The sequence below is a fragment of the Stutzerimonas stutzeri genome (assembly GCF_000935215.1).
Classification (GTDB): domain Bacteria; phylum Pseudomonadota; class Gammaproteobacteria; order Pseudomonadales; family Pseudomonadaceae; genus Stutzerimonas.
This window is the reverse complement of sequence record NZ_JXXD01000048.1, coordinates 42,863-65,790: the sequence shown is the minus strand read 5'-3', so window position 1 is coordinate 65,790 and position 22,928 is coordinate 42,863. Positions and strand designations below refer to the sequence as shown.

The 22,928-nt window shown below is 61.7% G+C and carries 16 protein-coding genes and 2 pseudogenes; 7 read left to right on the top strand and 11 right to left on the bottom strand.

The window, feature by feature from the left end; translation table 11 throughout:
* Positions 1–36 precede the first annotated feature (36 nt).
* Complete coding sequence (gene metH, locus LO50_RS06795) at positions 37–3,729, bottom strand: methionine synthase (RefSeq protein WP_044314515.1); 3,693 nt, start codon at positions 3,727–3,729, stop codon at positions 37–39.
* 162 nt (positions 3,730–3,891) lie between these two features.
* Here metH and LO50_RS06790 point away from each other — a divergent pair, with 162 nt between their 5' ends.
* The 4 genes from LO50_RS06790 (at position 3,892) to LO50_RS06775 (ending at position 8,969) form a co-directional block, all read left to right on the top strand.
* Positions 3,892–6,171: a fatty acid cis/trans isomerase gene (locus tag LO50_RS06790; RefSeq protein ID WP_044314514.1), complete on the top strand. Its 2,280-nt coding sequence runs from the start codon at positions 3,892–3,894 to the stop codon at positions 6,169–6,171.
* Positions 6,172–6,290: 119 nt separating this feature from the next.
* Positions 6,291–6,875, top strand: a complete 585-nt coding sequence (gene nfuA, locus LO50_RS06785; protein WP_003300421.1) for a Fe-S biogenesis protein NfuA — start codon at positions 6,291–6,293, stop codon at positions 6,873–6,875.
* Between the two features lie 151 nt (positions 6,876–7,026).
* The gene (locus LO50_RS06780) at positions 7,027–8,010 is read left to right on the top strand and encodes a response regulator (RefSeq protein WP_041013738.1); all 984 of its coding nucleotides are present in this window, start codon (positions 7,027–7,029) and stop codon (positions 8,008–8,010) included.
* Between the two features lie 2 nt (positions 8,011–8,012).
* On the top strand, positions 8,013–8,969 hold the full coding sequence (locus tag LO50_RS06775; RefSeq protein ID WP_023445314.1) for a sensor domain-containing diguanylate cyclase: 957 nt from the start codon (positions 8,013–8,015) through the stop codon (positions 8,967–8,969).
* Between the two features lie 4 nt (positions 8,970–8,973).
* On the opposite strand, the gene LO50_RS06770 is transcribed toward LO50_RS06775, so the two are convergent.
* The 6 genes from LO50_RS06770 to LO50_RS06750 form a co-directional block, all read right to left on the bottom strand.
* Entirely contained in the window at positions 8,974–10,074 is a 1,101-nt protein-coding gene (locus LO50_RS06770) for a DNA topoisomerase IB (RefSeq protein ID WP_044314513.1), read from the bottom strand.
* Positions 10,075–10,134: 60 nt separating this feature from the next.
* Complete coding sequence (locus LO50_RS25070; protein WP_003300414.1) at positions 10,135–10,299, bottom strand: hypothetical protein; 165 nt, start codon at positions 10,297–10,299, stop codon at positions 10,135–10,137.
* Positions 10,300–10,401: 102 nt separating this feature from the next.
* Positions 10,402–11,094 carry a DUF421 domain-containing protein gene (locus tag LO50_RS06765; RefSeq protein WP_014820153.1) on the bottom strand — a complete coding sequence of 231 codons (693 nt, stop codon included), beginning with the start codon at positions 11,092–11,094 and terminating at the stop codon, positions 10,402–10,404.
* A gap of 74 nt (positions 11,095–11,168) precedes the next feature.
* On the bottom strand, positions 11,169–11,450 hold the full coding sequence (locus LO50_RS06760; RefSeq protein ID WP_044314512.1) for a hypothetical protein: 282 nt from the start codon (positions 11,448–11,450) through the stop codon (positions 11,169–11,171).
* Between the two features lie 140 nt (positions 11,451–11,590).
* Positions 11,591–11,860, bottom strand: coding sequence for a hypothetical protein (locus LO50_RS06755; protein ID WP_003300411.1), 270 nt, complete (start codon positions 11,858–11,860; stop codon positions 11,591–11,593).
* Positions 11,861–12,263: 403 nt separating this feature from the next.
* Complete coding sequence (locus LO50_RS06750) at positions 12,264–13,898, bottom strand: methyl-accepting chemotaxis protein (RefSeq protein ID WP_044314511.1); 1,635 nt, start codon at positions 13,896–13,898, stop codon at positions 12,264–12,266.
* A gap of 262 nt (positions 13,899–14,160) precedes the next feature.
* On the opposite strand from LO50_RS06750, the gene LO50_RS06745 reads away from it, so the two are divergent.
* Positions 14,161–14,991 (top strand): undecaprenyl-diphosphate phosphatase, encoded by an 831-nt coding sequence (locus LO50_RS06745; protein WP_014820156.1) that lies wholly within the window; start codon positions 14,161–14,163, stop codon positions 14,989–14,991.
* A gap of 93 nt (positions 14,992–15,084) precedes the next feature.
* On the top strand, positions 15,085–16,041 hold the full coding sequence (locus LO50_RS06740; protein WP_044314510.1) for an alpha/beta fold hydrolase: 957 nt from the start codon (positions 15,085–15,087) through the stop codon (positions 16,039–16,041).
* Between the two features lie 90 nt (positions 16,042–16,131).
* On the opposite strand, the gene LO50_RS06735 is transcribed toward LO50_RS06740, so the two are convergent.
* Positions 16,132–17,721 (bottom strand): ABC-F family ATPase, encoded by a 1,590-nt coding sequence (locus LO50_RS06735; protein ID WP_044314509.1) that lies wholly within the window; start codon positions 17,719–17,721, stop codon positions 16,132–16,134.
* Between the two features lie 404 nt (positions 17,722–18,125).
* Between LO50_RS06735 and LO50_RS06730 the strand changes: the two are divergent.
* A pseudogene (locus tag LO50_RS06730) lies at positions 18,126–20,185 on the top strand (TonB-dependent siderophore receptor).
* Positions 20,186–20,227: 42 nt separating this feature from the next.
* Here the strand turns inward: LO50_RS06730 and LO50_RS06725 are convergent.
* The 3 genes and pseudogenes from LO50_RS06725 to LO50_RS06715 all read right to left on the bottom strand — a co-directional run bounded on the left by LO50_RS06725 (position 20,228) and on the right by LO50_RS06715 (position 22,906).
* A complete protein-coding gene (locus LO50_RS06725; RefSeq protein WP_080902076.1) occupies positions 20,228–21,208 on the bottom strand; it encodes a TAXI family TRAP transporter solute-binding subunit in 981 nt (326 codons plus the stop codon).
* Positions 21,209–21,285: 77 nt separating this feature from the next.
* Positions 21,286–21,640, bottom strand: a pseudogene (locus LO50_RS06720) (RidA family protein).
* A 21-nt stretch (positions 21,641–21,661) separates the two neighbouring features.
* Complete coding sequence (locus LO50_RS06715; protein ID WP_044314508.1) at positions 21,662–22,906, bottom strand: D-amino acid dehydrogenase; 1,245 nt, start codon at positions 22,904–22,906, stop codon at positions 21,662–21,664.
* Positions 22,907–22,928 lie beyond the last annotated feature (22 nt).

Genomic DNA, 22,928 nt, shown 5'->3' with positions numbered 1-22,928 from the left:
GAACGACGGCGGGCGCTCGCGGCGCCCGCCGCGGGATCAGTTGTCGTAACCCAGGTTCGGCATCAGCCAGCGTTCGCTGACGGCGATGTCTTCGCCTTTACGCTGGCTGTAGCTTTCCACCTGATCCTTGTCGATCTTGCCGACGGCAAAGTATTGCGCCTCCGGATGGGCGAAGTACCAGCCGCTGACCGCTGCGGTCGGCAGCATGGCGTAGTGCTCGGTGAGGGTGACCTGGCTGATGCCGTCGGCATCCAGCAGCTGGAACAGCGTGCCTTTCTCGGTATGGTCCGGGCAGGCCGGATAGCCCGGGGCAGGGCGGATGCCCTTGTACTGCTCACGGATCAGCTCCTCGTTGCTCAGTTGCTCATCCTTGGCGTAGCCCCAGTACTGCTTGCGCACCTGTTCGTGCAGCCATTCGGCGCAGGCCTCGGCGAGACGATCGGCGAGCGCCTTGACCATGATCGAGTTGTAGTCGTCGCCCTTGTCCTGATAGGCCTTGGCCAGCTCCTCGGCGCCAATGCCGGCGGTACAGATGAAGCCGCCTACATAGTCGGTGATGCCGCTGTCTTTCGGCGCGACGAAGTCGGCCAGGGACAGGTTCGGCTTGGCGTCCGGCTTGATGTTCTGCTGGCGCAGGTGGTGCAGGGTGGCCAGCTTTTCGCCGCCGTCGCCGTACACTTCCAGGTCATCGTCCTGCACCTGGTTGGCTGGCCAGAAGCCGAACACGGCACGGGCACGAATCAGCTTCTCGTCGATCAGCTTGTTCAGCATGGCCTGGGCATCGCTGAACAGCGCGGTGGCCGCTTCGCCGACCACTTCGTCCTCGAGAATGCGCGGGTATTTGCCGGCCAGGTCCCAGGCGATGAAGAACGGCGTCCAGTCGATGTACTCGGCCAGCGTGCGCAGGTCGATATCTTCCAGCAACTGGCGGCCGGTGAAGCTCGGCTTGACCGGCGTGTAGCTGGCCCAGTCGAACTGCGGCTTATTGGCGACGGCCTGGGCATAGCTCAGGCGCTCGGTGCGCGCACTGCGGTTGGCGGTGCGCTCGCGGATCATGGCGTACTCTTCGCGGGTCTTGTCGACGAACGCCGGCTTGAGTTCCTTGGACAGCAAAGTAGTGGCGACACCCACCGCGCGCGAGGCGTCGGTGACGTAGACCACTGCATCGTTGTGGTACTGCGGGTCGATCTTCACCGCGGTGTGCGCCTTGGAGGTGGTGGCGCCGCCGATCATCAGCGGCAGGCTGAAGCCTTGGCGCTGCATTTCCTTGGCGACGTGGACCATCTCGTCCAACGAAGGCGTGATCAGGCCGGAGAGGCCGATGATGTCGCACTTCTCGGCGATGGCGGTCTGCAGAATCTTCTCCGCCGGCACCATCACGCCCATGTCGACCACGTCGTAACCGTTACAGCCGAGCACCACGCCGACGATGTTCTTGCCGATGTCGTGCACGTCGCCTTTCACTGTGGCCATGAGGATCTTGCCCTTGGCTTCCGGCTTGTCGCCTTTTTCCGCTTCGATGAAGGGAATCAGATGGGCGACGGCCTGCTTCATCACACGGGCGGATTTGACCACCTGTGGCAGGAACATCTTGCCGGCGCCGAACAGGTCGCCAACCACGTTCATACCGCTCATCAGCGGGCCTTCGATGACTTCGATGGGGCGCTTGCACTGCTGGCGGCATTCCTCGGTGTCTTCGACGATAAAGGCGGTGATGCCCTTGACCAGTGCATGCTCGAGGCGCTTGTCCACCGGCAGGCTGCGCCACTCTTCGGTTTCAGCCTCCTTCACGGAGCCGTCGCCCTTGTATTTGTCAGCAAGCTCCAGCAAGCCTTCGGTGCCGTTGGCGCTGCGGTTGAGTACCACGTCCTCGACCGCGTCGCGCAGCTCCTTGGGAATCTCGTCGTAGATCTCCAGCTGACCAGCGTTGACGATGCCCATGGTCAGGCCCGCCTTGATCGCATGGAACAGGAATACCGAGTGGATCGCTTCGCGCACCGGGTTGTTGCCGCGGAAGGAGAACGACACGTTGGATACGCCGCCGGAGGTCAGCGCGTAGGGCAGGTTGTCGCGAATGAAAGCGCAGGCCTCGATGAAGTCGACTGCGTAGTTGTTGTGTTCCTCGATGCCGGTGGCGATGGCAAAGATGTTCGGGTCGAAGATGATGTCTTCCGGCGGAAAGCCGACTTCATTGACCAGAATGTCGTAGCTGCGCTGGCAGATCTCGCGCTTGCGTGCGGCGGTATCGGCCTGACCGGCTTCGTCGAAGGCCATTACGACCACGGCGGCACCGTAGCGCTTGCACAGGTGGGCCTGCTGCTTGAACTGCTCGACGCCTTCCTTCATGGAGATCGAGTTGACGATGCCCTTGCCCTGAATGCACTTCAGACCCGCCTCGATCACTTCCCACTTGGAGGAGTCGATCATGATCGGCACGCGGGAGATGTCCGGCTCGCCGGCGATCAGGTTGAGGAAGGTGACCATGGCCGCCTTCGAATCCAGCATGCCCTCGTCCATGTTGATGTCGATCACCTGGGCGCCGGCTTCCACCTGCTGCAGGGCGACTTCCAAAGCCTCGGTGTAGTTTTCCTCGCGGATCAGACGGGCAAACTTGGCGGAACCGGTGATGTTGGTGCGCTCACCGACGTTGACGAACAGCGAGCTGCGGTCGATGGTGAACGGCTCCAGGCCGGACAGGCGGCAGGCCTTGGGGATGTCTGGAATTGCTCGCGGCGGGTATTTGCTGACAGCCTCGGCAATCGCCTGGATGTGAGCAGGCGTGGTACCGCAGCAGCCGCCGATGATGTTGAGAAAGCCGGAGGAGGCGAATTCCTCGACCACCGCGGCCATTTCCGCCGGGCTTTCATCGTATTCGCCGAAGGCGTTCGGCAGGCCGGCGTTGGGATGCGCGGAAACGAAGGTTTCGGCCTTGCTGGAGAGCTCTTCCAGGTATGGGCGCAGGTCCTTGGCGCCCAGAGCGCAGTTCAGGCCCACGGAGATCGGCTTGGCGTGACGCACCGAGTTCCAGAATGCCTCGGTGGTCTGCCCGGACAGGGTGCGGCCGGAGGCATCGGTGATGGTGCCGGAGATCATGATCGGCAGTTCGACGCCTTCGTCTTCGAACACCTGCTGCACGGCGAAGATGGCCGCCTTGGCATTGAGCGTGTCGAAGATGGTTTCGATCAGGATCAGGTCGGCGCCGCCCTCGATCAGGCCGCGCGTGGCCTCGACGTAGTTCTCCACCAGCAGGTCGAAGGTGACGTTGCGATAGCCGGGGTTGTTGACGTCCGGGGAGATCGAGCAGGTGCGGCTGGTCGGGCCGAGTACGCCTGCGACGAAGCGCGGACGGTCCGGCGTTTCGGCGGTCTTGGCGTCGGCCATTTCACGCGCCAGGCGTGCGCCTTCGACGTTCAGCTCATACACCAGCGATTCCATGCCGTAGTCGGCCTGAGAAACCTGGGTAGCGTTGAAGGTGTTGGTTTCGAGGATGTCGGCGCCGGCGTCGAGGTAGGCCTTTTCAATGGCCTGGATGATATCGGGGCGGCTCAGCAGCAAGAGGTCATTGTTGCCTTTGACGTCTTGCGGCCAGTCGGCGAAGCGCGCGCCGCGGTAGTCTTCCTCTTCCAGCTTGTAGCTCTGGATCATGGTTCCCATGCCGCCGTCGAGAATCAGGATGCGCTCTTTGAGCGCTTGCTGAAGGGCCTGAAGACGGGAGCTGCGAGTGGACATGGGGACTACCTGAAAAGCTGGGACAAAAGAGCGCGAATGATAGCAAAGCTGCATGCTTTTTTAGCCTTCGCGCTTTTGCATGAAGATTATTCAGGTTGGCAGGCGTTGGCCGTAACCGGCAGAGGCGAATAGAATGCGCACTTATCTCAAGGCGTTCGATGCATGTCATTTCGTTTCTGGCTCGCTTGCCTTCTATTCCTCTCGTTCACCGCTGCGCGCGCCGAAGCCCTCTCTTATCAGCGTGATATCCAGCCGATATTCACCGCCAAGTGCGTCGCTTGCCACGCCTGTTATGACTCGCCCTGCCAGCTCAATCTCGGCAGTGGTGAGGGTGCATCCCGCGGCGCGAACAAGCTGCCGGTCTACAACGGCGTACGGGTAAAGGCCCAGGAGCCCACGCGCCTGTTTCTCGACGCCGATCACGACGCCGCGTGGCGGCGCAAGGGCTTCAATTCGGTACTCGATGGCGGGAGCAACCAGGCTGCGCTGATGGCACGAATGCTCGAGCTCGGTCGCAGCCAGCCGTTGACGCCCAATGCCAAGCTGCCGTCGGCGCTGGAGATCGGCATCGGCCGGGAAAACACCTGCCCGCTGCCGGATGAGTTCGACCGCTACGCCCGGCGCAACATGCATGGTGGCATGCCTTTCGCCGTAACCGGGCTGAGCGATACGGAGTACGCACTCCTGCAGCGGTGGCTGGAGCAGGGCGCGGCAGTCGAAGCGAGTTCGCCGCCCGAGCCTTCGGCGACCGAGTCCTTGCAGATCGACGAGTGGGAACGCTTGCTCAACACGCCCGGTGCACGCGGCAATCTGGTTGGCCGCTGGTTGTATGAGCACCTTTTCATCGCGCATCTGTACTTCGAAGGGGAGGGAGGCGGTCGTTTCTATCAGCTGGTGCGTTCGCGCACGCCCAGTGGCGAGCCGGTCGACGCCATTGCGACGCGACGGCCGAACGATGATCCGGGTACCCGGTTCAGCTATCGCCTGCGACCGATTACCGACGTGATCGTGCACAAGACGCACATCACCTATCCACTCAGCGCTGCGAAGCTGGCGCGGGTCCGTTCGCTGTTCTTCAGCGGTGACTCGACGGTGGATGCCATCCCCGGTTACGGCGCAGATCACAGAGCCAATCCGTTCAAGACTTTCCAGGCTATTCCTGCCGAGGCGCGGTACCAGTTCATGCTGGATAACGCCGAGTATTTCGTCCGCACCTTTATCCGCGGGCCGGTGTGCCGCGGGCAGATCGCCACGGACGTGATTCGCGACAACTTCTGGGTGTTCTTCCAGGACCCGCAGCACGATCTGTACATTACCGACCGGCGCTATCGCGAACAGACCACGCCGCTGCTGGCGATGCCCGGGCAGTTCGATGAAATGGGCGACCTGCTTGCGTTCTGGAAGAGCTACCGGGTCAAGCGCAACCACTACGAACAGCTGCGCATGAATGCCTATGCGGGCAAGCCCGCGCAGTGGAAGCAGATCTGGTCCGGCAATGACAATGCCTTGCTGAGCATCTTCCGCCAGCATGACAGCGCCTCGGTGCGCAAAGGGCTGATCGGCGAGATTCCGCAGACGCTCTGGTGGATGGACTATCCGCTGCTCGAGCGCACCTACTACCAACTCGTGGTCAATTTCGACGTGTTCGGCAACGTCTCCCATCAGGGCCAGACACGGCTTTACTTCGACCTGATTCGCAACGGCGCGGAGCTGAACTTCCTTCGGCTGCTACCGGCCGCCTCACGCCAGGCCATCCTCGATGGCTGGTACGAGCAGGGTGGGCAGCTGAAGCTGCTCTTGGCCTACACCTCCATCGACGATTCGACACCCTCGCTGCTGACGCTGAACAGGGCTGATCCGAAGCGCGCGTTCGCTCGAGAGATGCTGGCAAGGTACGCCGGCATCAACGCAGCCCCCGATCCGATCAACCGTTGCCAGGGTACCCAGTGCTACCGCGCAGGGCAGCCCGCGAGCCTGCAAGGCGCCGAGCAGGCGCTCAGTCGTCTGACCAACCGACTCGCCGGAGGCTTGCCGGCGATCCAGCATCTGCCGGAAGCCACGCTGCTGCGCATCGAGTACGACGGCGATCGGCGTGAGATATACAGCCTGCTGCGCAACCGCGCCCACAGCAACGTCGCCTTCATGTACGGCGAGTCGCTGCGCTGGCAGCCGAGGTTGGACACCCTGACGGTGTATCCAGGGGTTCTCAGCAGCTATCCGAATTTCCTCTTCAATGTGCCTGCCGCCGAGGTGCCGGCATTTGTCGCAGCACTGGAGGAGGTCAGGGCGAGTGATCAGCTGGAGCGCCTGGTCGACCGCTGGGGCGTGCGGCGCAGCCATCCGCGTTTCTGGGATTACTTCAACGATCTGACCCGCTATCTCGAAGAAACCGAGCCACTGGAAGCGGGCGTACTGGATATGAATCGCTACGAAAATCTCTGATTCGTCGCGAGCGGCAGCTGCGGTCGGAACTCGACCACGGTTAACCCGACTAAAATACTAGGACTTAACCGCGGCAGTGGTTTGGCGTACACTGCGGCGCATGCCTGCGAGGAGTTCCCATGAGCGCGATCACCATTACCGAAGCTGCACACGATTATCTGGCCGACCTGCTCGAGAAGCAGAACACCACCGGCATCGGCATTCGCATCTTCATTACCCAGCCGGGCACCCCGTATGCTGAAACCTGCATCGCCTACTGCAAACCGGGCGAGGAGAAGCCTGACGACATTGCACTGGCGCTGAAGAGCTTCACGGCCTGGATCGATGGCACCAGCGAACCCTTCCTCGAGGATGCACTGGTCGACTACGCGACCGATCGGATGGGTGGCCAGCTGACCATCAAGGCGCCGAATGCCAAGGTGCCGATGGTCAATGAAGACAGCCCGATGAACGAGCGCATCAACTATTACCTGCAGACCGAGATCAATCCGGGCCTGGCCAGCCATGGCGGGCAGGTCACGCTGATCGATGTGGTCGAGGAGGGCATCGCAGTGCTGCAGTTCGGCGGTGGTTGTCAGGGCTGCGGACAGGCGGACGTCACCCTCAAGGAAGGCATCGAGAAGACTCTGCTGGCCCGGATTCCGGAGCTCAAGGGTGTGCGCGACGTGACCGACCACACCAATCGCGAGAACGCCTACTACTGAGCCGAGACAGCCCGACGGAGCAGCACCGCCGGGCCGTTCGGCAGTTTTTAAGGTGAAATGCCACTATTTTGCCTTCATGGTGCGCACAGCGCGCCTTTCCTGCGATAAGCTCTCGTGCCAAGGTTAATCGGGCAACGAGAGCTCGTACCACATGTCTGCCATTTCCCTCTTGATCTGCGATGACTCCGCGCTGGCGCGCAAGCAGCTTCTGCAAGCGCTGCCTGCCAGTTGGCCGGTCGACGTCAGTCAGGCGGCCACCGGCCTCGAAGCGTTGGAGCAGGTTCGCGAGGGTGGCGTCGACGTCCTCTTGCTCGACCTCACCATGCCCGAGCTGGATGGTTATCAGGTCCTCGCGCAGCTGCGCGAAGAACGGCTGCAGTGCAAGACCATCGTGATATCCGCCGACATTCAGGATGAGGCCGTGCGCCGTGTCCTGGCCCTCGGCGCGCTGGCTTTCATCAAGAAGCCCGCCGATCCGGTGCACCTGCATCAGACGCTGGCGAGCCTTGGCCTGCTGGATGATGTCTCGCCTCTGATCGCTAGGGTCGCCGGGGAAAAGATCGGTTTTCGCGATACCTTTCGTGAGGTGGTTAACATCGCCATGGGGCGGGCTGCCGCACTCCTGGCGCGAGTGCTGGGTGTCTTCATCCAGTTGCCGATTCCCAATGTAAATATTCTCGAAGTCGGCGAGCTGCATATGGCGCTGGCCGATGCCGCGCGCGGCGAGAAGTTGACCGCCGTCTGCCAGGGCTACATCGGCGGCGGTATCGCAGGCGAGGCGCTGCTGCTGTTCCATGACTCCGAAGTGGCCGACATGGCGCGGCTGATGCGGCGGCAGGACTACCTGGAGATGGAGATGCTCCTGGATCTGTCGAGCCTGCTGATCAGCGCATGCCTCAGCGGAATCGCCGAGCAGATCGAAGTGGTGTTTTCCCAGGGGCACCCGCAGGTGCTGGGGCAGCACGCTTCGATCGACGAGCTGATCCGGCTCAATAGCGCCCGATGGAAGAAGACCCTGGCGGTGGAGATCAGCTACAGCCTGGAAGGGCACGATATCCACTTTGACCTGCTGCTGTTGTTCACGGAAGATTCGGTCGAGCTGCTGACCCGCAAGCTTGCCCACCTGATGGATTGAGCATGAGCAATTCCGCCGAGTTGAACGAGCTTCACTGGTTGCTGGCGATCGTCCAGAGCATCGACGTGGGCGTCGTCGTGCTGGACCGCGACTACCGTGTCGAGGTCTGGAACACCTTCATGGAAAACCGTTCCGGCTTGCAGCCGGAGAATGCGCGCAATCGGTCGTTCTTCACGCTGTTTCCCGAAGTCGATGAAGACTGGTTCCGCCGGAAGGTGGAAAGCGTGATGACCCTCGGTACGCCATCTTTCACCATCTGGGAGCAGCGCCCTTATCTGCTGCGCTTCAAGAACTACCAGCCGATCACCGGGCTGGAAGACTTCATGTACCAGAACACCACGCTGCTGCCTCTCAAGGGCGTCAACGGCAGCATCGACCAGGTGTGCCTGATCATCTATGACGTCACCGATGTCGCCGTGAACCGCCGCCAGTTGCAGGCGGCGAATGCCGAGTTGCAGCGCCTGTCCAGCACTGACCGGCTGACTGGGCTCTACAACCGCGGACACTGGGAAGAGATGCTCCGCCTGGATTACGCCCGTCATCGCCGCTATGACAGCCAGGCGGCTTTGGTCATGTTCGATATCGACCACTTCAAGGCGATCAACGATACCTATGGACATCAGGTAGGCGATACCGTGATTCAACAGGTCGCGGAGCTGATTCGCGAGAATCTGCGTGATTCGGACGTGGCTGGCCGCTACGGCGGTGAAGAGTTCGTGGTACTGCTACCGGATACCGACAAACAGGGTGCGATGACCTTTGCGGAACGCTTGCGGCATGCGGTAGAGAGCCGCGAGGTTCAGCACGAGCAGCACCGCATTCGCTTCACCATCAGTCTGGGTGTTGCGGACCTCAGCGTCCCCACCCACAGTCATGCGCAACTGATCGAATGGGCCGATTCGGCGCTCTATGCCTCGAAGGCGGCCGGTCGCAATCGCGTCACCCTGCATCAGCACTAGCGCTTCAGCCCGCCGCTTTGCGGAGAAAAGCCAGCAACGCAACCTCTTCGGCGCTGAGCCACTTGCGTTTGCGCGCGGCGCGCACATCAGCCAGCTCGCCTGCGCTGAAGGCTTGCAGAATCGCCGGGTGGATGTAGCACTGGCGGCAGACCGCAGGGGTGTTGCCCAGCTGGCTGGCGACCTGCTTCACCGTCTCGACCAGATTCTGCTTGGCGACGGATTCCGTGGATGCGTCCAGCTTGCGTAGCCGTTCCAGTGCCAGCGCGCTTCCGGCCCAGGTGCGATAGTCCTTGGCGGTGAAGTCGCGACCGGTCATTTCGCGAAGATATAGGTTCACGTCGTTGGAGCTGACCGCGCGGCGCTGACCATCTTCATCCAGGTACTGAAACAGCTGCTGGCCCGGCAGCTCCATGCAGCTGCGCATCAGCCTGGCCAACCGACGGTCGCGCAGGGTGACTTCGTGCTCCACGCCGCTCTTGCCTCGAAAGTGGAAGCGGATCGATGTTCCTTTGACATCCACGTGACGCGTACGCAGGGTCGTCAGCCCGTAGGATCGGTTGTCCCTCGCATAGCGCGAGTTGCCGATCCGGATCAGGGTCGACTCCAGCAACATGACCACCAGGGCCATGACCTTCTCACGCGCCATGCCGGGTCTAGCCAGGTGTTTTTCCAGATCGCGGCGCAGTTTCGGCAAGGCTTCACCGAACTCGAGCATTCGTTCGTACTTGTCGCTGTCGCGAATCTCTCTCCAACGCGTGTGATAGCGGTATTGCTTGCGTCCACGGGCGTCGCGCCCGGTCGCCTGAAGATGCCCTTGAGCATCCGGGCATATCCATACGTCACGATAAGCGGGTGGAATCGCCAGCTTGTTGATGCGACGAATTTCCTCCTCGTCGCGAATGCGCTCGCCGTTCGGCTCGAAGTAGACGAACTTGCCGCGCAGTCGCCTGCGGCGGATGCCTGGCTGGGAATCATCGACGTAATGCAGGTCCGGCGGCAGTGTTGGGCACAGCAGCGTACCGATGTCGCCGGTCTCATCGGCAGGAACAGGGCGAGTGCCCTCGGCCAGGGGCACCGGGTCGTCCATCAGGGTGTCGTTGCGCATGTATGACCGTTCCCGCTATGGCCTCGCCGGAGTAGCTACCGGCGAGGCTTTTGGATGGGCTCAACTATCCTTTTCGTTGCTGTTGCGCATCAGCAATCGAATGGCTGCGACCAGCTCGTCGATGGCTTCGCGATAGAGCTCGGGTTTGGCTTCGGTTTCAGCCTGATCGGCATGTTTGCGCGCGGTGTCGAGGTGGTCGTTGATCGATGAATAGTCGCCAAGCATGGTGTGCTCCTGCTGCAGTGAGTAGAGAAGGCGTATCCAGGAAGCGAATTCCGGCGCCTCTAACAACTGACCGGCCAGCAGGATGGCGGTTCTGACCGTGTATCAGCGCGATCTCTGTGTGGAAAGCGCCTTCGACCAGGTTGGATTGGAACACCGCGGGCATTGTTGGCTTTGCTGGCTCTCCAGCGCCTGAGGAAAACCGCAGCGGCTGCAGGCGTACATGCCGGCCGCCGGCACCTGGCGGAAGACCGGCCGGTATTCCGGCGGGAGGACGGACAATCCAGGGCGTACCGCATGGTCTTCATGGAAGAACAGGCTGACGTTGCCATCGTTCTCGAGAATGCCGAGCCTTACCTGGCCGAGGTGCTCGACCCCTTGCTGGCGCAGCTCCATGAAGAATTCATCGGCAGAAATGTTCAGGCTGTCGAGGCTGCGCAGCTCATAGATGCCATCGCGAATGATGGTGACGGGACGGCCTTCGAGCCAGGCTTCGAATCGCGGGCTGCGATTCATGAAGAACACCGTGAGGCGGTACAGCGCCAGCAGGGTGGCGAACACCGCTGCGACCGGCAGCAACGGCACGTCTTCGTAGAATGAAACGTCGCCCGCGGCGGAGCCGAGGGTCAGGATAATCACCAGCTCGAACACCGAAAGCTGGCGAATGCCGCGACGGCCGCTGACCTTGAGAAAGACGAACACGGCGACGAAGGCCAGCAATGCCCGCAACGCCACTTCGGCGACGAACATCAAGGGAAATTCGTGCAGAAGCATGCGCTGCATGTCAAAGGGGGTCATCTTGAATCGTCCTTCCAGGCGCTCGGTGCGATTTCTTCAAGCTCGGCTTTGGCTGACGCCGACGTCCACCAGGGTCAGCGCGCGGCCGCTATCTCGAATTCCAGGTTAATTCCGTCACCGCTGCCGTCGCCCACCACCGAGCCGGTTGCGGGCTTGCGGCTGACGGCTCGACCGTCATAGAAGTCGCTCAGGTGCCGCTGTGCGATTTCGCCTATGTGCGTGATCAGGCCCGGCATCTGGGCATCTCGCGGCACGATGAAGTGCAGTATGACGGTATGGGCGCCGGGGTCTTGCGGAAGGTCGGCGAGGCCGCAGCTTTGCCATTGATCGTTGACGTACGCTTCTGCACCTTTCATGAGCTTCTCCTGTTTCACGTGTTGCTGTTAAGACCGTCAAACACGCGAATGGATCAGTAGAGCAGTTGGCGTAGCCGAATTCGGGACATGAAAAAAGGCCTGGGGCACCGCCGCAGGCCTTTGTTCGTTGCAAGCCATGGTTACTCTGGCATGTGCCAGGGCGACAGATGCGCGCCGTCGCGGCTCAGCTGCGCGCGAGTCTGTTCCAGGGTTTCGCCGAGCTTCACGGGATCGGTGAACACGCTGCTGGACATCTTGCAGCGGCCTAGCAGACGGGCCTCGTCGCGGTCTACGACGGTGATGCTGACTTCACCGTTGCCTTCGGGCAGCGTCCAGGCAACGCACTGGAAGGGCTTAAACGCGCGGTCGGTGATCAAAAGGGCTTCATTGATACGCAGCGGGGTGTGCATGGGGCATGTCTCTCTGTGTGATACCCAAAATACCTGCAGCCAAGCTCGTTGGCGTTGGCCTTACATTGCAGTTGATGTACCCAGAGGACTGACGAGTCACATGCGAGTTCGAAAAAATTTGAAGGGCTTTGCAATTAGCCAAAAGTATAACGTTGACGCCTGGCCAAGCCGGCTTAGTACGTTTGAGCTAACTCCCTGTAAATATTGAAAAACTTCGCGACGCCATGCGCAGCGTGAGGGAATCGGCGCGGGACGCAAAAAAAATCCCGTGCGACAACCTGTCGCGACGGGAAATGTATCGAATCTCTAAGGGCGTGCTCCGCGATGGAGCATGGGGCGGGGCGCCTGCTTCGTCGAAGTGCCTGCGGCCTGCTCATCTGGCGGGCCGCAGGCAAAGGGTTTATCAGACCTTGAACTGGCTCAGCAGACGATTCAGCTGATCGGCGAGTTCGCCAAGGCGCTTACCAGCTTCACTGGACTGCTCGGCAGCCAGGGTGCTTTCCTGCGCCAGCCCGGCCGCCTGGGTCACGTTCTGGTTGATGTCCTCGACCACGTGGGACTGTTGCAGCGTGGCACTGGCGATGGATGCGTTCAGGCCTGAGAGGTTGCGCAGCGCCTGGGCAATTTCGCCAAGGCTCTCGCCGGCCTGGCTGGCTTGCTCTACGGTGAGCTGGGAGGCGCGATTGCTTTCCATGATCACGTTTACCGCAGCGCCGGAGTTCTTCTGCAGGCGTTCGATCATGCTATGTATCTCGGCAGTCGATTGCTGCGTACGCTGCGCCAGCAGACGAACTTCGTCGGCCACCACGGCGAAACCGCGGCCCTGTTCACCGGCTCGGGCAGCTTCGATCGCCGCATTGAGCGCGAGCAGGTTGGTCTGCTCGGCGATCGAGCCGATCACTTCCAGTACCGAACCGATCTTGGTTGTTTCATCAGCTAGCGACTGAATCACGTCGACGGCCTGGCCGATGGTCGCGGAAAGCTCGTCGATCTGCTGCAGGCTCGTTTCGATATTGCGCTGACCCTGGCCCGCCTGATTTTCGGCGTTGCCGACTTCGCTGGAGGCATGCTCGGCGTTCTTCGCGACTTCCTGTACGGCGTAGGTGACTTCGTTGACGGCGGTGGCGACCTGCTCCATTTGCAGCATCTGCTGCTGGCTCTGCTCATGGGCCTGACCGGAAAGCTGGCTCAGCGAACGGGAGGATTGATCCAGCGCGCCGGCTGTCTCGAACAGCTGACCGACCACGGTACGCAGTTTCTGGGTGAAGCGGTTGAAGTCACGACCAAGGATGCTCAGCTCGTCGTTGCCGGATACGTCCAGAGTACGCGTCAGATCGGCTTCGCCACTGGCGATATTCGCCATCGCCGACATGGTGTGGCGCAGGGGACGCACGATGCTGCGGATCAGGATCGCCACCAGCACGGCCATGATTGCCGAGATAAACAGGCCGATCAGGGAGAAACGAGTCAGATAGTTCCAGAATTCCTGTTCGACATCGTCCACGTAGATGCCCGAGCCGATGATCCAGCCCCAGGGCTTGAACAACTGCACGTAGGAGATCTTCGGTACCGGATCTGCTTCGCCTGGCTTGGCCCACATGTAGTCGACCAGGCCAGCACCTTCGCGCTGGGCGATCTTGACCATCTCGTTGAACAGTTCCTTGCCTTCCGGATCCTTGATCTTCGACAGATCCTGGCCGTCCAGCTTCGGCTGCATCGGATGCATGATCATGGTCGGGCCGAGGTCGTTGATCCAGTAATAGTCCTGACCGTCGTAGCGCAGCAGGCGGATCTGCTCCATGGCCGCCTTTTGTGCTTCGCTCGTGGTCATGGCGCCACTGGTCTCCTGTGCCCGGTGGTACTCGAGCACGCCGGATGCAGCCTCGACTATGTTCCGAGTTGCCTCCTGCTTGCCACGATACAAGTCGGACCGGACCTGCTGAATCATCAGCATGCCGAGGATGAACAGCATGACGACGGCGACCACGGGGATCAGCCAGAGGCGCTTGCTAATGGGAACGTTGCGCAGCAGATTCATGAATAGGGCTCCTGATGGACTTTCTTATCGTTTTGTTCTGGCTGATCGGTGGGTCTGTCGCGCCGCGGTCGACCTTCTGGTTGCGGTCGTTTCGCGGCACCCTGTATAGCTTTTCGGCCGCCCGTGGCTAAAAATGAGCCCCGTTTCGTTTGCAGAGGAATTTAGTTCTCTCGAACGAGTCAGAACAGCCGGCCAGATGGCTTTCTGACATATACCTTGGTTGCATTGAGTCGCGATGGGCTGCATCGCTTTAGGGGAATAGATGGATCTTTGGGTTGCGATTCAGGCGTTGATTCTGGGCGTGGTCGAGGGTGTAACCGAGTTTCTGCCGGTATCCAGTACCGGTCACCAGATCATTGTTGCGGACCTGATCGGTTTTGGTGGCGAGCGGGCGCTGGCCTTCAACATCATCATTCAGCTCGGGGCAATTCTCGCGGTGATCTGGGAGTATCGGCGCAAGATCCTGGACGTAGTGATTGGCCTGCCCAAGGAGTCTCAGGCGCAGAAGTTCACCTTGAACCTGCTGATTGCCTTCATGCCTGCAGTTGTCCTCGGTGTCGCTTTTGCCGACCTGATCCACGAATACCTTTTTAACCCCATCACCGTAGCCACCGCGCTGGTGATCGGCGGTGTCGTGATGCTCTGGGCCGAACGGCGTGATCACATCATTCGTGCCGAAACCGTCGACGACATGAACTGGGCACTGGCACTGAAAGTCGGCTTCGCCCAGTGCCTGGCACTGGTGCCCGGCACCTCGCGGTCGGGGTCGACCATCATTGGCGGCCTGCTGTTCGGCCTGTCGCGCAAGGCGGCTACCGAGTTCTCGTTCTTTCTGGCCATGCCGACCATGGTCGGCGCGGCGGTGTACTCCGGCTACAAGTACCGCGAGCTCTTTCAGCCAGGCGATTTCGCCGTGTTCGCGGTCGGATTCGTCACCTCGTTCATCTTCGCGATGCTTGCAGTGCGGGCGCTGCTCAAGTTCATCGGCAATCACAGCTACGCGGCGTTCGCCTGGTACCGGATCGGCTTCGGCCTGCTGATTCTGGCTACCTGGCAGTTCGGGCTGATCGACTGGGCCAGCGCGCAGGGCTGATCCATCGGCGGGATGTCGCGGCCTTCGCCCTGCTGATACAGCGCACGCGCGCGCCTGGCTTTGCCATAGTGAGGCCTCCAGTCAGGAGGCCTCATGAACAGTACTGCGGACCATTTCCAGCTCGACCTGAACGGTATATCGCTCAGTCTTTATAGCGCCGGACCAGAAGAGGGCAGGCCTGTTTGGCTGCTGCATGGCTTCCCCGAGTGTTGGTATTCCTGGCGCAATCAGATCGATTCACTGGTGGCGGCTGGTTATCGCGTGTTCGTTCCCGAGATGCGTGGCTACGGGCTCAGCAGCGCGCCAGTGGACGTCTCGGCCTACGATGTGCTGACGCTGTGTGAGGACGTTCGTGCGGCCATGGATCATTTCGGTCACCGGCAGGTGGCGCTAATCGGGCACGACTGGGGCGCAATGGTCGCCTGGTATCTCGCGTTGCTGGAGCCGGAGCGGGTCACCGCGCTGGTGACCATGTCGGTGCCCTTCGCCGGAAGACCGCGGCGGCCCGCGACCGAAATTATGCGCGAAGCCAGCGGTGATCGATTCAACTACATCCTCTATTTCCAGCAGCCCGGTCGCGCCGAGCGTGAACTGGATGCCGACATTGATCGTACCCTGCGCCTGTTGATGTATTACCAGGAAAGGAACCTGTTGCTGCAGAACAAGCCTGCCGACGGCACCTTGTTCGAGGACGACATGCAACCGGGACCGTTGCCCGACTGGTGCTCAGAAGACGATCTGGCGGTGTATCGGCAGACGTTCGCCGAGCACGGTTTTCGCGGTGCGCTGAACTGGTATCGCAACTTCGAACGCAACTGGCAGGTTACCGAGCCGCTGCAGGGGCGCAAGATCACGCAGCCGACCATGTTTTTGATCGGCGATCATGACCCGGTTGGTGAGCTCGAGGCCTACACGCTGAAGAAGATGCCGGAATGGGTGCCGGATCTGGAACGGCACGAACTGGCGCCGTGCGGCCACTGGATTCAGAACGAGCAGGCGGGGAGGGTGAACGCGCTGCTGCTGGACTTTCTCGGCAGGCGCTTTACCTAGCTGAAGCACCGCGCCGCGCGTTACCGGGAGTTGCCTATGAATCTGCAGCGCCCTCGATGAAGGCGCTGCGATACGCGGGCAGGGTGAGGATCAGACGATTACGCCCTGGCTGCGCAGGTAGTCGTCGTAGCTGCCGCTGAAGTCGGTCACGCCGTTCTCCGACAGCTCGATGATGCGGGTCGCCAGCGAGCTGACGAATTCACGGTCGTGGCTGACGAAGATCAGCGTGCCCGGGTAGTTCTCCAGCGCCAGGTTCAGTGCCTCGATGGATTCCATGTCGAGGTGGTTGGTCGGTTCGTCCATCACCAGCACGTTGGGCTTCTGCAGGATCAGCTTGCCGAACAGCATGCGGCCCTGTTCGCCACCCGAGATGACCTTGACCGACTTGAGGATCTCGTCGTTGGAGAACAGCATGCGGCCGAGGGTGCCACGCACCAGCTGCTCGCCGCCTTGAGTCCACTGGCTCATCCAGTCGAACAGACTGACGTCATCCTCGAAGTCATGGGCATGGTCCTGGGCGTAATAGCCGTAGTCGGCGCTTTCGGTCCATTTGACGCTGCCGCTGTCCGGGGTCAGTTCGCCAACCAGGGTGCGCAGCAGGGTGGTCTTGCCGATACCGTTCGGACCGATGATCGCCACGCGCTCGCCGGCCTCGACGGTGAAGCTGAAGTTCTTGAACAGTTCCTTGTCGTCGAAGCTCTTGGACAGGCGCTCGACAGTCACTGCCTGGCGGTGCAGCTTCTTGGTCTGCTCGAAGCGAATGAACGGGCTGATACGGCTGGACGGCTTGACCTCGGCCAGCTGGATCTTGTCGATCTGCTTGGCGCGGCTGGTGGCCTGCTTGGCCTTGGAGGCGTTGGCCGAGAAGCGGCTGACGAAGGTCTGCAGTTCGGCGATCTGAGCCTTCTTCTTGGCGTTGTCCGACAGCAGCTGCTCGCGCGACTGGGTCGCCGCGGTCATGTACTCGTCGTAGTTGCCCGGGAACAGGCGCAGCTCGCCGTAATCCAGGTCCGCCATGTGGGTGCAGACCGAGTTCAGAAAGTGGCGGTCGTGGGAAATGATGATCATGGTGCTGTTACGCGCCGTGAGGATCGTTTCCAGCCAGCGGATGGTGTTGATATCCAGGTGGTTGGTCGGTTCATCCAGCAGCAGCACATCCGGATCGGAAAACAGCGCCTGGGCCAGCAGCACACGCAGCTTCCAGCCGGGAGCGACTTCGCTCATCGGGCCGAAGTGCTGTTCCAGCGGAATACCCAGGCCAAGCAGCAGTTCTCCGGCACGGGATTCTGCGGTGTAGCCGTCCATTTCGGCGAACTCACCTTCGAGTTCGCCGACTTTCATACCATCCTCTTCGCTCATTTCCGGTAGCGAATAGATGCGATCGCGCTCAGCCTTGACCTTCCACAGTTCCTCGTGGCCCATGATCACCGTGTCGATCACGTTGAATTCTTCGTAGGCGAACTGATCCTGGCGCAGCTTGCCCAGGCGCACGTTCGGCTCGAGCATCACCTGGCCGGCGGACGGTTCCAGATCGCCACCGAGAATCTTCATGAAGGTCGACTTGCCGCAGCCATTGGCGCCGATCAGGCCGTAGCGGTTGCCACCGCCGAATTTGACGGAAACGTTTTCGAACAGCGGCTTGGCACCGAACTGCATGGTGATGTTGGCGGTGGAGATCAAGGGCGTACCTATCAATGACGTGTGGCTGCGTGAATCAGGCTGATACCGATCCGATACCAATACTCAGCGGTCCAGCTCGCTCCGACAGGGAGCTGGTCGATCCAGCGATTCTTGAGGTGAATGACAACGGTGGGCGTTTGCGCCTGCTGCCGGATGAATGCGGGGTGGCTACCGAACTTCAGCCGCGCATTGTCGCATAGCTGCACTGGCCGGCGTAAGGACAGGCTGACGAGGCAACCCGGAATCGCCCGGTAGCGGTCTTCGAGCTCGAGCGGATGCGAATCGTTTCATTGACACCCGGATGCCAAACAGAGAGCATTGTTACGATATAACATCGGTGTCTGAGTTAAAGCATGAATAACGCAAGTGCGGTAGTGAAATGGGCGGGTTGCGGAGCGGCATTGATGCTGGCGGGTGCGCCGCTGGCTGTGGCAGAGGACGCGGCGGTACTGGATTCGGTCATCATCACGGCCGATCAGGAACGCGCCGATGGACCGGTGCAGGGCTACCGTGCCAACCGCTCGCGCAGCGCGACGAAAACCGACACGCCCATCGAGGAAATACCTCAGTCGATCAGCGTCGTTCCAGCATCCGTGCTGCAGGATCTGGACAGCCCACGCGTCGAAAAGGCGCTGGATTTCGCCGGCGGCGTCGCTAGGCAGAACGATTTCGGCGGCCTGACCATGTACGAATACAGCGTGCGCGGGCTGACCACCGGAGAGTTCTACAAGGACGGTTTCAGCGTCAACCGCGGCTTCATGAACCCACCGGACGCTTCCAATATCGAGCGGGTCGAAGTGCTCAAGGGGCCTTCGGCCAGCCTTTACGGACGCGGTGATCCGGGCGGCACCATCAATATCGTCAGCAAGCGGCCGCAGCTGGACAGCTTTGCCCGTCTCGATCTCAGCGCCGGTCGCTGGGATCGCTATCGCACTACGCTGGATGTGAACACGCCGCTCGATGAAGACGGCAACATGCTCTATCGCATGAACATCGCCATCGAAGACAACAACAGTTTTCGCGACCACCGCGAGGCTGAGCGCCAGTTCGTCGCGCCGTCCTTCAGCTGGGAGCTGAGCCCTGATACGCGGCTGCTGGTGCAGGCAGAAGTGGTGCGCAACCGCCAGATCTTCGATCGCGGCGTGGTTGCACCCGGCGGCGACCTGGGCAAGGTGTCCCGCTCAGCGTTCTATGGCGAACCCTCGGATGGGCCGATCAGCAACGACAACGAAACGCTGCAGGCCGAACTCGAACACGACCTCAACGAAGTCTGGACGCTGCGCCTGGCCAGCCACTACAAGCAGGGCCGGATGGATGGCTACGCCACCGAAGCGGCAGAGGTCGCAGCAGACGGCCGCACGCTGACCCGCAACCTGCGCTATCGCGACTACGACTGGCAGGACGCGATCACCCAGCTGGAGCTGCGCGGGCGTTTCGATACCGGCTCGATCGAGCATCAGCTGTTGATCGGCACCGAGTACGAGCGTTACGCCTTGAGCGAATTCATGCTGCGCTCCAACAATCTGCGCAACATCGATCTCTACAACCCGGTCTACGGTGCGTCGCGTCCGGCGTTCAATCCCGCGCGTACGGTTAACCGCAATGAGCTGGTGCATAGCCGCGCACTGAATCTGCAGGACCAGATTCGCTTTACCGACAAGCTCTTTGGCGTCATCGGCGCCCGCTATGATCATTACGAACAAGGCCTGGACAATGAGGTTGCTGGCCGGCGCACCGAGCAGACCCACGAAAAGGTCACGCCGCGTGTTGGTGCGCTCTATCAGCTGATGCCGGAGGTCGGGCTGTTCGCCAACGCCTCGCAGTCATTCAAACCGAACAACGGTGCGGACGTCAGCGGCGCCACTTTCGATCCGGAAGAAGGCGTGGGTTATGAGGCAGGGGTCAAACTTGATCTGTTCGATGGCCGTTTGGGGCTCACCGCCGCAGCCTTCCATCTGACCAAGGAAAACGTGCTGACCAGCGATCCGGCGAACGACGGTTTTCAGATTGCCGCCGGCGAGGTGCGCAGCCGCGGGATTGACCTGCAGCTGGCCGGGCAGCTGACCGACGCGATTCGCGTGATCGGTGGCTATGCCTACGTGGATGCCAAGGTGACTCGCGATAACACCCTGGCCAGCGGCAGCCGGCTGCTCAACGTGCCACGCCACAGCGGCACCTGCTGACTACCTACGAATTCCTCGATGGCGATCTCAGCGGGCTCTCCCTTGGCGGCGCGGTGAACTACGTGGGTGATCGGGCAGGGCAGGCCGATAGCGACTTCGAGTTGCCGTCGTACACGACCGTGGACCTGCTGGCGCGCTACAAGGCGACGGAAAAGCTGACCCTCGGCGTGAACCTGAACAACGCCTTCGACCGGACCTACTACGAGCGTTCCTACAGCAATGTCTGGGTCATGCCGGGTGAGCCGCGCAACCTGAGCGTTAGCCTGTCCGTGGATCTCTGAGCCTGTACTCAGCGGGCGGTGACGCCCGCTGATCTCGTTGTCCTACAGCCAACCCTTCTCCTTGTAATAGCGCTCGGCGCCCTCGTGCAGCGGCGCAGTCAGGCCGACGCGAATCATGTCTTCGGCCTTGAGGTCGGCAAAGGCCGGATGCAGGCGCTTGAACCTGTCGAGGTTGTCGAACACCGACTTGACCAGCTGGTAGACGACCTCCGGGTCGGTCTTGCTGGTGGTCGCCAGCACGGCCTTGCCGCCGATCGACGGAATGGCGCCGTCCACGCCCGGGTAGAGTCCGGCGGGGATTTCCACTGCGCTGTAGTAATCGGCCTTGGCCAGCAGGCTGTCGATCTCTGCGCCCTGCACCGAAATGATCCTGGCCTTTACATTGGTCAAGGCTTCCTGGATCGCACCGCTCGGATGGCCGACTACATAGGTGATGGCGTCAAGGTTGTTGTCACCCAAGGCGGAAGCCATTTCCGCCGGTTTGAGTTCCGCGGCCAGGGCGAAGCTGGCATTCGTCCAGCCCTTGGCCTGCATGACTTCCTCGAAGGTGTCGCGACTGCCCGAGCCGGGCACGCCGATGTTTACCCGCTTGCCTTCGAGCCCGGCCAGATCGGTGATGCCGCTGTCGTTGCGAACGACCACGGTGAGAATCTCCGACTGCAATGAGAACACTGCGCGCAGTTCGACCGCGCCTTCCTTGTCGAAGGGCGCCAGGCCCTGCAGCGCCTTGTGCTGATGGTCGGACTGGATGAAGCCGAAGTCGTACTCGCCTTTGTGCAACGACACGATGTTGGTCACGCTGCCCGCGGTCGAGGGTGCGTTGCATTTGATGGCGGGCTTCACCTCGACACGATTGAGGAAGCGGCACACCGACTGGCCGGCGGTGTAATACACGCCGGTCTGCCCTCCGGTGCCGATGGTGACGAAGCGCTCCTGCGCCAGCACGCTGGTGCTTGCCAAAGCGCCGGCGAGTGCGCCGGCCAGGGTGATGCCCAGCAGGCCGGTACGGATCTGATGGTTCATTGCGGTTCCCTCTTTTGTTCGTATTTTGGGTAGTTGCACTGCGGTGTCGCCGGCGCAGGAACGATAGACCGCTGTGGTCAGGTGCGCGCGGCGATCACCATGATCTCGACCAGCACCTCGGGTGAGGCCAGACGCGCCTGCACCGTCGCCCGCGCCGGTGCGCAGCCTGCTGGCAGCCAGTCGATCCATACCTCGTTCATGGCGGCGAAGTCGGCATTGATGTCCTTCAGCCAGATCTGCGCGCTGAGCAGGTGCTCGCGACTAGAGCCAGCGGCAGCCAGCAACCGGTCGATCTTCGCCAGCACCTCGCGGGTCTGTCCCGGCGGCACCCAGGCCGCGGTCGTCCGGGACCTGGCCGGCGAGGAACACAACGTCTGCATGAACGACTGCGGCGGACATGCGTGGATTGCTCACGATGCGTTGCAAGGTCATATCGGTTTCCTCTTTGAGTGGTCAGGCGGGCAGGCTCAAGCCGTCCAGAGAAACAGCGGGTGGCGATCCGCCGATTACGCTGGTGAGCAGGTCGGCGCTGCCACAGGCCAGGGTGAAACCGAGGCTGCCGTGGCCGACGTTGAGCCAGAGATTGTCGAAGCCGCTGCGGCCAAGCAGAGGCGTGCCCTGGGGCGTCGCCGGGCGCAGCCCCGCCCATTGCCGCGCGCGTTGGTAGTCGCCGGCGCCGGGGAAGGTCGCACGAGCCAGACGTTGCAGGGTGGCGATGCGCTGCTGGTCGAGCCCGGCGTCCCAGCCGGCGATATCCACCATCGCCGCGACGCGCAGCTGGTCATCGAGGCGGGCGTAGACGACCTTGTTGTCGTAGTCGGTGACGTTGGTTTGCGGCACGCGGTTCTGGTCGGCCAGCCCAACGGTCAGGCTGTAGCCCTTGAGCGGGTAAATCGGCAGGTCGATACCCAGTGGCCGAAGCAGCCCGACGCTGCCGGTGCCGGCCGCGACTACCAGATGGTCGACGGCGATTTCATCGCGCCCGAGCACGAACGCGCGGACGCGCTTGCCTTCGCTGCGCAATGCGCTCACCGATTGGCCGGTATGCAGATGAAACGCAGGTGATGCCCGCAGTCGCCGCAGCAGTTCGGTGCAGAACAGATGGCAGTCGGCAACCTCGTCGCCGGGCGAATAGATGCCGCCGTGCAGCGATGCCGCCAACGGCGCCAGCGCCGGCTCGACGTCGACGCATTGCGCGGCGTCCAGCAGCCGCTGCCCGGAATCGTCGTCGATGGCCGCCGCGCCTTTGTGCAGGCTGTGTTGATCGCGATAGATCACCAGCTTGCCGTTGGCGCGCCAGGCGAAGCCGTCCAGCCGGTCCTGCTCGCGCCAGCTGTGCAGGATCTGCTGACTGTGCAGGGCCAGACGCAGCAGATGAGCCGCGTTGCGCCGATTGACCGAGCGCCGGCATGCCAGCAGGAACTGCAGGCACCAGCGCCACTGATGCAGGCTCGCCTGCGGTCGGAAACGCAACGGGGCATCGGCTCCGCGCAGCATCCAGCCAATCGCCTGCAGCGGCACGCCGGCATCGGCCAGGGGCGAAACGTAGCGATAGCTGAGCTGCCCGCCATTGGCGAAGCTGGTTTCCAGGGCAACATCGTCGCGCCGTTCGATCAGCTCCACGCTGTGCCCCTGGCGCACCAATGAATAGGCCGTGGCAAGCCCGATGACGCCTGCGCCGATGACTGCTACCCGCATGCAACCGCTCCTCCGACTCGAT